The sequence below is a fragment of the Streptomyces sp. NPDC004838 genome, from assembly GCF_053600955.1.
In genome coordinates, this window is record NZ_JBSGAW010000006.1 from 124,025 (window position 1) to 138,596 (window position 14,572).

Sequence of the window (14,572 nt, forward strand, 5' to 3'; positions counted from 1 at the left end):
ATTTACGATCGAATGCTATACGATCGTTTTTGATTCGAGCAATCAGTGGTTGTCAGGAAGGGAGGGACACCCATGTCCGAGAGGGCCGGGATATCGCCGCCGGAGCGTCATGTCTCCGTCGTCATCGTCGGCGCGGGTTTCGCGGGTCTCGGCACGGCCATCCGGCTGCTGCGGGAGGGACACCGGGATCTGCTGATCCTCGAGCGGTCCGACGAGGTCGGCGGGGCCTGGCGGGACAACACCTATCCGGGCTGTGCCTGCGACGTACCGTCCCGTCTGTACTCGTTCTCCTTCGCCCCCAACCCGGACTGGAGCCGGCGCTACGCCCCGCAGAGGGAGATCGCGCAGTACCTGCGACGGTGTGTCGAGCAGTACGCCCTGGAGCCCCACCTGCGGCTCGGCTGTGAGCTGCGGCGTGCCACCTGGGACGCCGAACGGCAACGCTGGGAGCTGCGAACCGGCCAGGGCACCATGTCCGCCGATCATCTGGTGATGGCGCAGGGGCCCTTGTCGGAACCCGCCGTCCCGTCGCTGCCCGGCATGGACGGCTTCGCGGGCGAACTGTTCCACTCCGCGCGCTGGCGGCACGACCTCGATCTGAGCGACAAACGGGTGGGAGTGATCGGGACCGGAGCGAGCGCCATCCAGTTCATCCCCCATCTCCAGCGCGAGGCACGCCAGGTGACCGTCTTCCAGCGGACCCCGCCATGGATCATGCCGCGCCACGACCGGCCCATCCCCGAATGGCGCCGCCGTCTCTTCCGACGGGTGCCACTGGTGCAACGGTTCGCCCGTCTCCGGGAGTACGCGATCCGTGAGGCGAGCCTGCCCGCACTGCTCGGCAACCGCGCCATGGCCGCCCTCGGGCGCAGGGAGGCTCTGGCCCACCTGCACCGTCAGGTCACCGATCCCGTGCTGCGGGGCAAACTGACGCCCGACTACGCCCTGGGCTGCAAACGGGTCCTCATGTCCGACGACTACTACCCTGCCCTCGGCGCGCCCAACGTGGACGTGGTCACCGAACCGATCGCCCGCATCAGGAAGGAGGCGGTGCTGACCGCGCCCGACGGCGACGCGGCACCGGAAGCCGCGGAAGGCGCGGTCCACCCCGTCGACGTACTGGTTCTCGGCACCGGCTTCCGGGTGACCGATGCCACCTACGCGCAGCTCATCGTGGGCGCGGACGGGCGGACACTGCACGACGTGTGGCAGGGGAGTCCACAGGCGTACCTCGGAACGAACGTATCCGGATTCCCCAACCTGTTCCTGATGGCGGGACCCAACACCGGAGTCGGGCACACCAGCCTCATCTACATGATCGAGTCACAGATCGACTATCTGCTCGACTACCTGCGGTTCGTGGGCGAGCGCCGGGTCGGCGCGGTGGACGTGCGCGCCGACGTCCAGCTCTCGTACAACACCGAACTGCAGCGGCGTATGACCCGCACGGTCTGGTCCGCGGGCGGCTGCGCGGGCTGGTACCAGGACCGTCAAGGGCGCATCAGCGCCATCTGGCCCGAGCCGACCTGGCGATTCCGGCGCAGAACCCGCGGCTTCGACCCGGAGCGCCACACGCTGACCGCACGGCCCAGCGGCTCGTCCGGCCCCGCACCCGACCGGCTCACGACGCGAACGGCCGACTGATCGGTGGGCGCCGGCTCCATGACAAGGCGTGGCCCGCGGTGGCATGTGAGCTGCTTGGCGCTGGACCGCACACCCGCCACCCGTCTGTTCGCCGTCGAAGCCCTGAGCACCCTGCCGCTCTCGATGTCCACCCTTCTCGTCACCACACCCGGCCACACCCATGTGCCGGACTGGGTGCAACTGTGGGGACTCGGTGTCCTGCTCACCATGACGGGCGCCACCGTCCACACGTGGCGGCTCACTCTCGCGCGGGGGCTCATGCCGTCCGCACACGAGAGCGCCGCACCGGGGGGAACCAGCCTGCGCCTTCGGCACCAGATGTCGGTGGAGCGCCGGTTGCGACGGATACTCCTGCTCTATCCGGCCGTTCTGGTCGTACTGCTGCCGGTGCCGGCGACCTGGGTGCGTTTCTGGTTCGTCCTGTCACTTCTGAGCATCCTGGGCGTGGCCTTTTCGATCGGCTTCCTGCTGCGTACGCACGTCTCCGCCGGCGGAATCGGCCGTTGCCGGATGCCGAGGCCGGGCCAGGGCATGCCTCGTCGGCGGTTGGCCGGCTGACCGAAGGCGTCTGTCCGGTGAGGACTCGCCCGGTCGTCGCCGGGGGTGTGCGGGTGGGCGGGCCGACAAGCGCGAGCGGGAACGGCCGTGGCCGTTCCCACCGGTCGGCGGGAGGCGGTGTCGCCTCGGGCAGGACCCCCGGCAGGTGAGGGCCTGGTACGGCACCGGGGCGACCCCTCGGTCGGCAGGACCGTCGCCCCTGGCACCGGCCTGCCTTGAGACGCCGAAGGTACCCTTCTTCAAACGATCGGAGACGTTCCGATCGCTCCTCGACTCAGCAGCCCTACGCGGCACCCCGATGAACCTTCCCGACGACGCTCGAAGGGCCCACCAACCCATGACCAGAGCCGATTCGCGCCGCGCTCCGGAACCGGCCGTCCAAGTCCCCACCCGGACCCTCGTCGAGGCACTGATCCGCACTGACCACACCGTCGACACCGGCGAGCTCTACGCCATCGCCCCACTGCTCGGCATGACCGACCAACAGGTGCGGCTGTGCGTCAAGCGGCTGGTCACCGAGGGGCGCTTCACCCAGGAAGGCCGGGGGCGCACAGCCGTCCTGCGGGCCACCGGTGCCACCGAGCGGGCCCTTGGGCCCGACGTCGAGTTCGTCGCCCACGCCTTCAGGCAGGACGCGGGCCTCGCACCCTGGGACGGCATCTGGCACCTGGTCGCCTTCGCGGTCCCCGAGACCGCCCGCACCGCACGCGACGCCCTACGGGCCGCGCTCACCCGGCTCGGCGGCGCCGCGGTACAAGGCGGGCTCTACATCAGCGCCAACGCCTGGGAACCCCATGTCGAAGACCAAGCCCGCCACCTCGACGTCCTCGACCACCTCACGCTGCTCACCACGGACGACCTGCGCCAGGGCGACGAACGCGACCCCGCCGCACTCGCCCGCACCCTATGGCCGCAGGAAGAGGTCGCCGACCGTTACCGGCGACTCGCCTCCGTCGCCCGACCGCGGTTGCGCCGACTCCAGGAGGACGCGGATCTCTCCGTACCCCAGCAGCTGACCATCGCGGTCGAACTGGCTGCCGAGTTCACCCGTGCCATGGAGCCCGACCCCCTCCTGCCCCTGGAGCTGCTGCCCCGGCCCTGGCCCGGCGCCCAGGCTCGTGAACTCGTCGCGCAGTGCTGGTCGCTCCTGGAGGAGCGCACACAGGGGAGCGGGCGCGTCAGCCTCTTCCACCTCTACCGCGGCGCGGTCCACCCGACAGCCGCCGTCGACTGAGACGCCGCGGCCCCGGCCGCTACGGGCGGCTTCGCCGCGCACACCAACCGCTCCCGACTGCGACGCGGCACAGGCGGCGAACCCCCGTCCGGGCCGCGGTCCAAGCCTGCGCCAAGGTCGGCTGTCGTTGATCCATGTGCCTTTCATGTGCACGTGTGCGTCAATGGAATTGAGCGAGCACTACCCTCAACGGCTCAGCGCCAGTTGTTGAATACGGCATCGCTGTTGAACACGGCGTCGCTGTTGAATACGGCATCGCTGTTGGATGCGTCATCGCTCATCGCCGCGGCCACCAGAGCCTGCGTGTCAATCGGAACCGCACCTCAGAGGAAGAGGAGAAAGGGTCATGACCGAGCAACTGAGCAGGGGCAAACCCGGCCACGACGAAATCGTGGCCCAGGTACGCGAAAGTCTCCAGGAATCCGGCATCGACTCCTTCGATGCGATGGTGGAACGACTGGCCGCGTCCGCACCCCGACTCACGCATGAAGATCACCTCATGATGATTGAAAACGCCGCGGTCGAGGACCAGCCACCGCCGCCGCCACACCAACCGCCCGAGATAATGGTGGTGATCGACGGCGAGACCAACGAGCCCGAAACGGTACGGGAATTCGACGGGCAACCGCTCTACTCGATGCCGGGCCTCGACGACAAGGGAAATGAAGTTCTCTACATGTTCACTTCCCTGAAGCGGCTCCGGGATCACCGGCTGACCGCTGCCCGCCACGGCGATACCGGAACGACCAACCCGGACTCGCTTTCGAACGTTTCCCACTACTACGAGCACGACGACCTCGGTGGGGACTGGCTCCAGAATGGCCCCGGGCGCGGCTGGAAGAATCTCAAGAAGGTGCCTCGCGGATTCCTGGGCCTGGGAGACTGGAACGACATCATCTCGTCGGTCGACTGGTGCCGATGGGACATCACGTTGTGGGACAGGCCCGACTGGGGTGGTAACCGGCTTGAGATCCCGGCCGGGTTCACACGCTTCCACCTGAGCAAGTTCGGGTGGAACGACTGCGTCTCCGCAACCGCGAACTGGGGAACTCGTTTCTGAACCGCCCCATCGTATGGGGGCTGGTGTCGGGGACCCCGGGCGAGAACACCGCCCGGACCGCGCCCCCTGATACGGCCACGGGCCCGACGGGGCACCGGTCACGCCGCCACGGAAATCGCCGAAACGCCGACATGCCCGGCACCTGTCCGTGGTGGCCCGCCGGTGCCCGACGGGCCCGTCGGCCCGCGCGTCCTCGAAGTGACCGTTGTACCGGCGGCCACACGGAGTCCCTCACGCCCAAACCAGCCGCGCTCTGTGCGCCCAATAGGTTTCAGCCGGCTCGGGCAGTGCGGTCAGCCGTTCGAGCCGGTCGGGGCTGAGGCTGAGGTGCGCCGCTCTGAGATTGCTGGTGATCTGCTCGACCGTGGCCGCTCCGGACAGGACGACATCCACCCAGGGCTGTGCGGCGACGGCCGCGAGTGCCACGGCATCACACGGGAGACCCGCCGACTGCGCGACCTCGCGCAGGGCGGCTGTTTCCGGCCCTGTGGCGTGGCGATCGGCCAGGCGGCCGTTGGCCAGGTCGAGTCGGCTGCCGAGCAGCGCGCGTGTCTCCGGCATGAGAGGGAGCCCGCGGCCGAGGTGACCGGGCCGGTGACCAGGCGGCCGACAGCCGGTACCGCCGGCCCGGCGGTGTCGGAGAGCCGCTCGCGGGCGCCGCGGGCCGCGCGGTCAGGTGCGGGCGTCGACCTCGCCGGCCAGCGTGAGTAGTGCGTCGGCCGCCGGACCGGAGGAGGCCGGGTTCTGACCGGTGATCAGCAGGCCGTCCTGTACGACGTACGGCTCCCAGTCGCCGGCCTTGGAGTAGGCGCCACCGAGCCGTGTGAGCTCGTCTTCGACCAGGAAAGGGACCACCTCGGTCAGCTCGACGGCGGCTTCTTCCGTGTTCGCGAAGCCGGTGACCTTCTTCCCTCGGACCAGAGGGGTGCCGTCCTCGCCGGTGGTGTGGCGCAGCACACCCGGTGCGTGGCAGACCAGTGCGAGTGGTTTCCCGGCACGGAGTGTCGCCTCGATGAGCCGGACGGAGTGTGCGTCCTCGGCCAGGTCCCACAGGGGGCCGTGGCCGCCGGGGTAGAAGACGGTGTCGAAGTCGTCGGCGGAGACGGTGTCGAGGCGCGCCGTGTTCGCCAGGGCGGCCATGGCTTCGGGGTCTGCTTCGAAGCGTCGGGTCTGGTCGGTCTGGGAGTCGGGCTCGTTGCTCTTGGGGTCCAGCGGCGGTCGCCCGCCCTTGGGGGAGGCGAGGGCGACGTCGACGCCGGAGTCCTTGAAGCGGAAGTAGGGGGCCGCCAGCTCCTCCAGCCAGAAGCCGGTCTTCCTGCCGGTGGTGCCGAGCTGGTCGTGCGAGGTGAGGACGATGAGGACTTTCACGGTGATCAGTCCCTTCCAGTGGACAGGTCGCCTTGGCTGAGATGCCCGGCCGTCTTCCTCCACGATTCCGCCACCCGCTCCCCCGCGCATCGCCGCCCGACAGCGCCTGGCGGCCGGAGCCGGCGTGCCGGGCCCGTCCGGGCTCCTCGCGCCCCCGCCCGGATTCGGCACTCTCCGCCGCCCACCGGTAGTCCCGGGCGATCGGTGCCACTGCCCACAGAAATACTCAGGGAGGGCGGGAAAGGGGGCAAATCGGCCCCATCATCGTTCGACCGCACAGGACGGTCGGTAAATCCCTCCTGATCTGCGGCTCAAAGCGTTCACCCCACCGACTGTCGTTGATCCAAGTGCCTTTCATGTGCGCGTGTGCGTCAATGGAATTGTGTGAGCGCTGCCCTCCACGGCTCAGCGCCCATTGTCGGAGACGGCATCGCTCATCGCCGCAGCCACCAGAGCCTGCGTGTCCGCCAGACCGCATCTCGGAGGAGAAAGGGTCAGGACAGAGCCGCCGAGCAAGGGAGAACCAGGCCACCAGGATTTGGTGGCCCAGGTACGCGAGGCGATGATCGACGGCGAGACCGACGAGCCCGGTAAAGCGCTTCACTCGACCTCACGGAATTTCGCGCCCCCGGAGATCGGAAACGAATGATTTCGTCGGTCGACTGGTGCCGACGGAACATCGCAATGCGGGAAAGGCGCGACCACGGACGGCAACCGACTCAGCATTCCGGCCGAGCGCATGCCATTTCACCTGAGCGAGATCGGGTGAAAGGACCGCGTCTCTTCATCCGTAAACCATAGAATCCGCTGAATTCTCGTGACCGAAAATCCGACCTGACGGCGCTTGGAACTCTGAACGCCGCTACTCAGGAAACTTGACGCGAGCAGCCATTATACCAGCGGTCGCCGAAAGTGTGATCGCGTGAATTCGGGTGGAGTCGATTGCGTTGATTACCACGCGGTGGTCCTTCCAGCACCCGCCCCGGCCCACGGCCACGGGAAGGTGCGGCTCCGATCGTGTCCACGCATCCTTGGACGGGTCTCCCCGCACAGGACGGGAACGTTCACAGAAGCGCCTGGACACGCGATCCGTCGGACAGGCCCCGGGCATCCTTCATGCCCACCGCCTCGCCCAGGGACCGGTAGCGGGCGGTCCACCGCCGGTCGGTGGCGGGCGAGACCCGGAATCGCCCGGCGGTCCGGCGTAGCGGCCGACCGTCCTCGGTCCTCCGGGCTCGCGGAGTCGCCGCGCAGCCGTGGCTGGGACGTCCCTTCCTGTCCTTTCCGGACCCCGGGGCGTTGGGGGATTCTCCGAAAGGAGCCGCAGGTGTCCGCTCTGCCCGTGAAATGGCGGCGCATGATGCGCCGGAGAGCCGAGATGCCCCTTCTTGGGGGAGTCCGGCCGCCCATCGTCGTTCTGTCGTTCCTTCTCCTCGCCATCGCGGGCTTCACCGCAGTCGCTCTCGGTCGCCCCGCCCAGGAGCGCGTTCCGGAGGCCGTACTCACCTCGCAGCAGCACGTCGCCGAGGACGGCGCGATCGGACTGCGTACCTCCATCGACGAGACCGTCGCCGATCTCACCCGGACCGTCGGCCTGCTCAGCGCCTCCGCACGGGAGCCGGCCGACGCCGTCCTCGACCGGGTCGGCGAAGCAGACCACCGCTGGAAGGGCACCGCCGTCGTCGACATCGCCTCGGGCAAGCTCCTCGCCGCCCGTGGCGAGAACGTGCCGCTGACCGGGATCGTCCGAGGGGCGCTCCCCGCGGACGGCGGCCTCACCCCCCGCATCGTGCGGACGGAGAACGGCGACTCCCGTCTCCTCGCGGGCGCCGTACTGGCCCGGAAGGGCGAGCCGGGGCGACTGGTCGTCGCCTCCAGCGGACTCAGAATCCCCGGCAACGGCCCGGACGGCTCCCGGACCCTGGCGGTCGTCGATCGGGACGCCCGGATCCTCGGTCACCAGCGCGGCCCCGGACACGGGCAGGCCGCCGGAACCGACCGGCAGCTCGGCGCACTCGCCGTGACGGCGGCCGCCGCGTCGCGAGAGCACCCCGTGAGCGCCCAGGATCCCGGCGCCGGAGGCTTCCGGGGCATCAGCGGCAGCCTCACCGGCGAATCCCACGACGGAGTCCGTACGGTCGCGGGGTACGCGGCCCTCGCCGCGCCCGAACCGGGCGGATCGACCGCCGCCACCGGCCTCGGCCTCACCGTCCTGACCACCACCGGGGTCGCCGAGACGCCGGCGACCGGCGGCGACCCCTGGTTCGGCCTCGTCGCCGCGGGCTCCCTCCTGCTCGTCGGCGGGCTCACCGTCGCCCTGCTGACCGGCGCCGTCCAGAAACCTCTCGTCCGGCTCGTCCTGGAGAGCCGGGGTCTCGCCCGCGGCGATCCGACCCGCCCCATCACCGTGCCCCTGCACGGCGAGGCGGCCCGCACGGGCCACGCCCTGGAGAGGCTGCGCAGGCAGCTCCTCGTGGAGAGAGCGCCACACGGCACGGCCCGGCTCCGGGAAGACCCCACCGCGCCCCCGCGCCGGCGCCTCTTCGGCACCCGCGCCGTACTCGCCCTCGCGGGCGTACTCCTCATGCTCTGGTCGGGCCCGCTGCTGCTGGCCCTCAACCGAGCCGGGGACTCCGTCGTCGTCCCGCGGCAGATCGTCTCCGACCAGCGCGAGCGCACCGCCACCCTCGCCGACCGGGTCCGCCGTGCCCTCAACGAGGGACAGACGGACCTGGTCCCGGCCGCTTCGCTCGTCGGCGACCGCACCGAGCGCTCCCGGATGACGGAGGTCCTCGACGAGACACTGGCCAGGAACCCGCGGTACGCGTCCCTCTACGTCGTCGACGCCCACGGCACCGTCCTCGCACGGGCGGGCGGCGAACCGAGCGGCGCCCGCGCCACGGAAGCCTCCGCCGTACCGATCCGGATCCTCGACGACCGGGCCAGAGCGCCGGTGATCGCCGCCACCGCCCCCGTTTCGGGACGCGAGGGGGCTGCCGTCGTCGGAGAGCTGCGGATCGGCTTCGTCAACGCCCTGCTCAAACGCCCCGGACTCGGCGAGGTCCGGCTCATCGACGCGGAGCGCCGGGTCATCGGCGCCAACACCGGTTATCGGGCGTTCGAGAAGGTGACCGGCTCCCGTGTCGACGGGCTCGTCGAACGCACCCGGCCGAAGGCCGGTGCGGGCCCGCGTCCGAGCGAGGCCGCCTACCGGGACCACGGCGAACTGCGGATCGCCGCCGCCGCGCCACTCGCCGGTACCGGCCCGGCGGCCTCGCTCGACTGGAGGGTGCTGAGCGAACAACCGGCGTCCGGACTCGCCATCGCCGAGTACAGCCGGGAGAACCGAACCGTACTGGCGGGCCTGTTCGGCGTCACCGCGGCGCTGCTGTGCCCGGGGTGGCTGCACCTGCTCGTGGCCCGCCCGCTGCGCGCCCTCGCCGACCAGGCCGAGGCGCTCGCGGACGGGGACCGCCGTACGGTTCTCTACCCCCGCCATCACGACGAGGTGGGCGCCGTCACCCGGAACCTGGAGATCATCCGTCGAGAGCTCGCCGGGCAGCGCGAGCCGGGCGGTGCGAGGACTCCCGCGGGAAGGAGCTGAACCACATGCTTTTCCTGTACACCGTGCTGGTGTTGTGCGGCGTGGTGCTGCTGGTGGCCGGTGTCGTCGAGCAGCGGCGGCACTTCGGCAACCTCGCGCGCATCCCGACGCGTGTCCTCGTCAACGGCATTCGCGGCAAGTCGTCGATCACCAGGCTCTGCGCGGGAGCCCTGCGAGGCGGCGGGCTGGCGACCGTCGCCAAGACCACGGGCACGGCGGCCCGGTTCATCCACCCGGACGCCTCGGAGGAGCCGGTCCACCGCAAGTTCGGCATCGCCAACGTCGTGGAACAGATCGGCATCGTCCGCCGCGCCGCCGCGTACCGCCCCGACGCCCTGGTCATCGAGTGCATGGCCGTGACACCGGCGCTCCAGGAGATCAACCAATCGAAGCTGATCCGCTCCACGATCGGTGTGCTGTGCAATGTCCGTGAGGACCATCTCGCCGAGATGGGGCCCACCCTGGACGACGTGGCCCGCTCGCTGTGCCGGTCGATGCCCGAGAACGGCGTCTGCGTCACCGCCGAGAAGGAACGCTTCCACATCCTCCAGGAGGAGGCCGACGCCCGTAACTGCCGGCTGGTCTACGCGGATCCGGAATCCGTCGGCGACGAGGAGCTGCGCGGCTTCGGCTGGTTCACCTTCAAGGAGAACGTGGCCATCGCCCTCGCCGTCGCCGAACTGATGGGCGTCGAGCGCACGACCGCCCTCCAGGGCATGTACGACGCCCCGCCGGACCCCGGTGTCCTCTCCGTCGAGCGCTATCTCACCGAGGACGGCAAGCGGCTGCGGTTCGCCAACGTCTTCGCGGCCAACGACCCCGAGTCGACGCTGATGAACATCAACCAGTTGCTCGACCTCGGCGCCGTCCACCGACCGTTGAACATCGTCGTGAACTGCCGCCCCGACCGGGTCGAGCGCAACGGCCAGATGGGTGCGATCATCCCCGAACTCGACCCGGAACAGGTCTTCGTGATCGGCCACCCGTCCAAGTCCGTCATCGACGCCATCCCCGCCGCGTCCCGTTCGCGGGCGGTCGACCTCGGCGGCGACCGCCGCGACCCGAAGGAGTTCATGGCCACGCTGATCTCCCGGCTCGGCCCCGACTCCTCCCTCGTCGCCATCGGCAACATCCACGGCCAGGGTGAGCTGCTGCTGGAGCACCTCGCCGAACTGCAGCCCGACGAGACGCCCGACGAGAGTGTTTACGACGCCATGGGCGCGCGTACGGGACCCGCCGACGGCCTGCGCGACGGCATCGAGCGGTCCGGTACCGACAGGGCCGCGGACCGGTCCCCCGCGTCCGCATCCCGGCACGGCCGGCCACGAGCCCTCCCGCTGCCGGCGCCCCGCCGAGCCGCGGCCGGGCGGTGCGGCCCGGATCCCGGCCGTGAGGCGCCGCCCGGCCCCCCGCCCCGCCGGCCCCTCCCCCGGCCGGCGGGCCGACGCGGAGCGACTCCGCGGACCATACGGGACCCCTGTCCCGTCCCCCGACCCCGCCCGCGCCCCCGCTGAGGAGCAGCAGGGGCACTGCCCTGGAGGAGCGCGTTGAACCGAACCGTTCTCACTCCGGAGATCGCCGCCATCGGTATCGCCCTGGGCCTGCTCTTCTCCCTGGTCTGCTACCTCACGACCAATCTCTCGCCCGGTGGCATGATCACGCCTGGCTGGCTCGCCCTCACCCTCGTCGAGGACCTCCAGCGCGCCGCCATCGTCACCGGCGCCAGTGCCCTCACCTTCGCGACGACCCTGGTCACGCAGAGATTCGTCATCCTGTACGGCAAGAGGCTGTTCGCCGCGGTCGTCCTCACCGGCGTCGTCGTCCAGGCCACGGCCACGATCGCGCTCTCGCTCACCTTCCCGCTGCTGTACAGCAGCCAGACCCTCGGCTTCATCGTCCCCGGTCTGATCGCCTACCAGTTGGTCCGCCAGCCCAAGGGACCGACCCTGCTCGCGACCGGATCGGTGACCTTCCTGGCCTACGTCGTGCTCACCACCGGCATCCTCCTCGGCGTCATGCCGTCGGTGTGAACTCCCGCCCGAGGCCCTGTTCATGGAGCCCCGGGGGGAACCGTCCGCGTTCATGGAGCCCCGGGGGAACCGTCCGCCGTCCGGCCCTCGTCGTAGGAGTGCGGGGCGGGCGGCGCCGGTGTGGAGCCGCGCCGCCGGAACGGGATCGGCGAGGGGGACACCGGGTGGGTACGGGAACGGTACGGATCGACGGGAACAGCCTGCTGCTGGGCGACGGGGCGTGCGTCCGGTTCATCCGCACCCTGCGACTGCCCGAAACGGGCACCCATCCCCTGCCTCCGGGGCTGGGCGAGTTCCCCCTGCGGCGCGTGGAGGACCACGCTGCCTCGGTGCCGCCCGCCATGCGGGAACGCGGCGGCGTCATGCTCCCCATGTACCTGCGCGAGGCGATGTGGCTGAGCTTCACCGGCAGCCGCGAGCCGACGGCGCTCCAGGTCGGCGTCGGCAAGGTCTGCGCGGTGTCGGGCGAGCCCTGGGGCGACGGCCTCACGAGCCGTCCGCAGAACTACGTCGTCGTTCCTCTGCAGCCCTGGCTCGACGGCATCAACTCCGGTACCGGGACCGTCCGCCAGTTCGTCGCCGTCCCGCTGGGCCTCGGGGCGACGGTGGAGGGCCAGGTCACCGGGGAGGAGACCTGGGGCGGGATCCAGCTGCGGTCCTTCCCGCTGGCGGCCGGGGCGCTCGCCGCCTGGCGCGAGGAGGAACGCCGGAAAGCCGAGCGGATTCCGCGTCGGCCCGCGACGGCGTACCCCGAAGAGCTCGACGCACCGGACTTTCTCATGGCGCCGGGTGCCGCACCGGCGACTTCCTCCGGATTCGGGGCGGCCCCCGCGCCCGCCCCCGCGCCCGCGGCGCCGGGGAGTCCGCCACGGGCCCCCGCGCCCGTGCCCGCGATGGGGCTCGGCGCGGGCGGCACCATGCACCAGGAGGTCTACCGGGACGACCGGCCGCCCGCCGACTGGGCGGACGAATACTCGGCGCGGGTGTTCGTGCACCTGGTGACGCCGCCGCAGTGGCGCGCGATCACCGGAGAGGAACCGCCCCCGTCGCCCATCGACCGGGCCGCCTACACAGAGGCGGGGCTGCCCTGGTACGAGTACGGTGACGACGACGCCACGGACCTCGCTCCCGCCCCGGAGCTGATCGGCGTCAAACCGGTAGGAGAGTGGATCGGCGACGACCACGCCCCCTGGACGGCCCCCGGCCCGCACCAGATCAAGCCACTGGGCGACGCCGCGCCCCCCGGCAGCCCGGTGGCCGACGGCGACTGGTGAACCGACGGACCACACCGACTCCCCGTCCGGGGAGCCGGCCCGGTCCTCACCGCTGACGACGACGTATGCGCGCGACCGGCCGTCCTGACGAACCGTCACGCGGCGAATCCGCATATCGTGCGGCTTTCCCGCGGAATGACGGCCACCGCACCCTTCCATATGCCCCACAGGCGGACTTCTCGACGCGGGGCCCGGTCGCCGGACCGGGCCCGCGCCCCCACCCGGCCGCATCCCGCCAAGATGCGGGACGCGCATTGACCCCCGTGATCCATTTCTTCTAACGTTCCACACGTCTAGCCACGTCCATGACAAAGTCGTCAGACGGTCGGCACAGCTTCCCCCCACCGTTCTCCCTCCCCCACGAGGAGACCAGATGACCGTTTCCCAACGTCCCCGTGCCCGCTTCCGGGCACTCATCGCCGCGGCGTGTACGGCCGCGCTCGGCGCGACGCTGCTCACCGGGGTCCAGACCGCCGCGGCGAAGACGCCTGACACCGCCCCTGTGGTGAAGGCCGCGGCCCCCGCCGCGCCCGCCGCCGCCGGAGACAAGGTGATCGGCTACTTCGCCCAATGGGGCATCTACGCCCGCAACTACCACGTCAAGAACATCGCCACCTCGGGCTCGGCGTCGAAGCTGACGCACATCAACTACGCCTTCGGCAACGTCCAGGGCGGTCGGTGCACCATCGGCGACTCCTGGGCCGACTACGAGAAGGCGTACACCGCGGACCAGAGCGTCGACGGCGTCGCCGACACCTGGGACCAGCCGCTGCGCGGCAACTTCAACCAGCTCCGTAAGCTCAAGGCGCAGAACCCCAACCTGAAGATCCTCTGGTCGTTCGGCGGCTGGACCTGGTCCGGCGGCTTCGGCCAGGCGGCGGCCAACCCCGCGGCCTTCGCCGAGTCCTGCTACAACCTGGTCGAGGACCCCCGGTGGGCCGATGTCTTCGACGGCATCGACATCGACTGGGAGTACCCGAACGCCTGCGGCCTGACCTGTGACACCAGCGGACGGGACTCCTTCACCCGGCTGATGTCCGCCCTGCGCGCCAAGTTCGGCGGCAGCAACCTGGTGACCGCGGCGATCACGGCCGACGCGTCCGCGGGCGGGAAGATGGACGTCGCGGACTACGCCGGCGCGTCCCAGTACGTCGACTGGTACCTCCCGATGACGTACGACTTCTTCGGCGGCTGGGCGGCCCAGGGCCCGACGGCCCCGCACTCGCCGCTCACCTCCTACCCGGGCATCCCGCAGGACGGCTTCAACTCCGACGCGGCGATCCAGAAGCTCAAGAGCCAGGGCGTGCCCGCCTCCAAGCTGCTGCTCGGCGTCGGGTTCTACGGGCGCGGCTGGACCGGAGTGAGCCAGGGCGCACCCGGCGGCACGGCCACCGGACCCGCTCCCGGACGGTACGAGCCCGGAATCGACGACTACAAGGACCTGAAGACCCGCTGCCCCGCCAACGGCACGGTCGGCGGGACCGCGTACGCCCACTGCGGCAACGAGTGGTGGAGCTATGACACCCCGGCCACCATCGCCGGGAAGATGAACTACAAGAACCAGCAGGGCCTGGGCGGCTCCTTCTTCTGGGAGCTGAGCGGTGACACCGCCGACGGCGAGCTGATCAGGTCGCTCCGCTAGGACCGAGGGTAGAACCGAGAGCGGCACTGTACGACCGAGGGTGGGGAGCCGGACCGGCTCCCCACCCTTGCCGTGCTCCCCCACCGGCGCACGACCGGCTTCCGCACCCCTGCTCTGGACGCCCTGGCGCGGGAGCCGACGGCGCGCACCGGCTCAAG

11 protein-coding genes are annotated in these 14,572 nt (G+C 70.6%); 9 read left to right on the forward strand and 2 right to left on the reverse strand.

All coding sequences use genetic code 11. From position 1 onward, the window contains the following. Window positions 1-72: 72 nt before the first annotated feature. From ACWEFL_RS09400 to ACWEFL_RS09415, 4 genes are all read left to right on the forward strand, one after another. Window positions 73-1,644 carry a flavin-containing monooxygenase gene (locus ACWEFL_RS09400; protein ID WP_451709757.1) on the forward strand — a complete coding sequence of 524 codons (1,572 nt, stop codon included), beginning with the start codon at window positions 73-75 and terminating at the stop codon, window positions 1,642-1,644. A gap of 45 nt (window positions 1,645-1,689) precedes the next feature. Then, complete coding sequence (locus ACWEFL_RS09405) at window positions 1,690-2,202, forward strand: hypothetical protein (RefSeq protein ID WP_451709759.1); 513 nt, start codon at window positions 1,690-1,692, stop codon at window positions 2,200-2,202. A gap of 337 nt (window positions 2,203-2,539) precedes the next feature. Beyond that, on the forward strand, window positions 2,540-3,436 hold the full coding sequence (locus tag ACWEFL_RS09410) for a PaaX family transcriptional regulator C-terminal domain-containing protein (protein ID WP_451709761.1): 897 nt from the start codon (window positions 2,540-2,542) through the stop codon (window positions 3,434-3,436). A 346-nt stretch (window positions 3,437-3,782) separates the two neighbouring features. Beyond that, window positions 3,783-4,496, forward strand: a complete 714-nt coding sequence (locus ACWEFL_RS09415; protein ID WP_451709764.1) for a hypothetical protein — start codon at window positions 3,783-3,785, stop codon at window positions 4,494-4,496. 231 nt (window positions 4,497-4,727) lie between these two features. On the opposite strand, the gene ACWEFL_RS09420 is transcribed toward ACWEFL_RS09415, so the two are convergent. Together ACWEFL_RS09420 and ACWEFL_RS09425 are read right to left on the reverse strand one after the other, a co-directional pair. Beyond that, on the reverse strand, window positions 4,728-5,057 hold the full coding sequence (locus ACWEFL_RS09420) for an aldo/keto reductase (RefSeq protein WP_451709765.1): 330 nt from the start codon (window positions 5,055-5,057) through the stop codon (window positions 4,728-4,730). Window positions 5,058-5,168: 111 nt separating this feature from the next. Further along, complete coding sequence (locus ACWEFL_RS09425) at window positions 5,169-5,864, reverse strand: type 1 glutamine amidotransferase domain-containing protein (protein WP_451709768.1); 696 nt, start codon at window positions 5,862-5,864, stop codon at window positions 5,169-5,171. A gap of 1,327 nt (window positions 5,865-7,191) precedes the next feature. On the opposite strand from ACWEFL_RS09425, the gene ACWEFL_RS09430 reads away from it, so the two are divergent. The 5 genes from ACWEFL_RS09430 (at window position 7,192) to ACWEFL_RS09450 (ending at window position 14,414) form a co-directional block, all read left to right on the forward strand. Continuing rightward, a complete protein-coding gene (locus tag ACWEFL_RS09430) occupies window positions 7,192-9,468 on the forward strand; it encodes a HAMP domain-containing protein (protein WP_451709770.1) in 2,277 nt (758 codons plus the stop codon). A gap of 5 nt (window positions 9,469-9,473) precedes the next feature. Next, the gene (gene pgsB, locus ACWEFL_RS09435) at window positions 9,474-10,982 is read left to right on the forward strand and encodes a poly-gamma-glutamate synthase PgsB (RefSeq protein ID WP_451709773.1); all 1,509 of its coding nucleotides are present in this window, start codon (window positions 9,474-9,476) and stop codon (window positions 10,980-10,982) included. Between the two features lie 33 nt (window positions 10,983-11,015). Then, window positions 11,016-11,498 carry a poly-gamma-glutamate biosynthesis protein PgsC/CapC gene (locus ACWEFL_RS09440; protein ID WP_451709776.1) on the forward strand — a complete coding sequence of 161 codons (483 nt, stop codon included), beginning with the start codon at window positions 11,016-11,018 and terminating at the stop codon, window positions 11,496-11,498. Between the two features lie 164 nt (window positions 11,499-11,662). Further along, on the forward strand, window positions 11,663-12,772 hold the full coding sequence (locus tag ACWEFL_RS09445) for a hypothetical protein (RefSeq protein WP_451709778.1): 1,110 nt from the start codon (window positions 11,663-11,665) through the stop codon (window positions 12,770-12,772). A gap of 373 nt (window positions 12,773-13,145) precedes the next feature. Further along, window positions 13,146-14,414, forward strand: coding sequence for a glycoside hydrolase family 18 protein (locus ACWEFL_RS09450; protein ID WP_451709780.1), 1,269 nt, complete (start codon window positions 13,146-13,148; stop codon window positions 14,412-14,414). The last annotated feature ends 158 nt before the right edge of the window (window positions 14,415-14,572 follow it).

Excerpts from the sequence above, each read along its gene's own strand:
- ACWEFL_RS09400 (WP_451709757.1), top strand. The coding sequence starts at position 73 with ATGTCCGAGAGGGCCGGGATATCGCCGCCGGAGCGTCATGTCTCCGTC.
- ACWEFL_RS09410 (WP_451709761.1), top strand. The coding sequence starts at position 2,540 with ATGACCAGAGCCGATTCGCGCCGCGCTCCGGAACCGGCCGTCCAAGTC.
- ACWEFL_RS09415 (WP_451709764.1), top strand. The coding sequence starts at position 3,783 with ATGACCGAGCAACTGAGCAGGGGCAAACCCGGCCACGACGAAATCGTG.
- ACWEFL_RS09420 (WP_451709765.1), bottom strand. The coding sequence starts at position 5,057 with ATGCCGGAGACACGCGCGCTGCTCGGCAGCCGACTCGACCTGGCCAAC.
- pgsB (WP_451709773.1), top strand. The coding sequence starts at position 9,474 with ATGCTTTTCCTGTACACCGTGCTGGTGTTGTGCGGCGTGGTGCTGCTG.
- ACWEFL_RS09450 (WP_451709780.1), top strand. The coding sequence starts at position 13,146 with ATGACCGTTTCCCAACGTCCCCGTGCCCGCTTCCGGGCACTCATCGCC.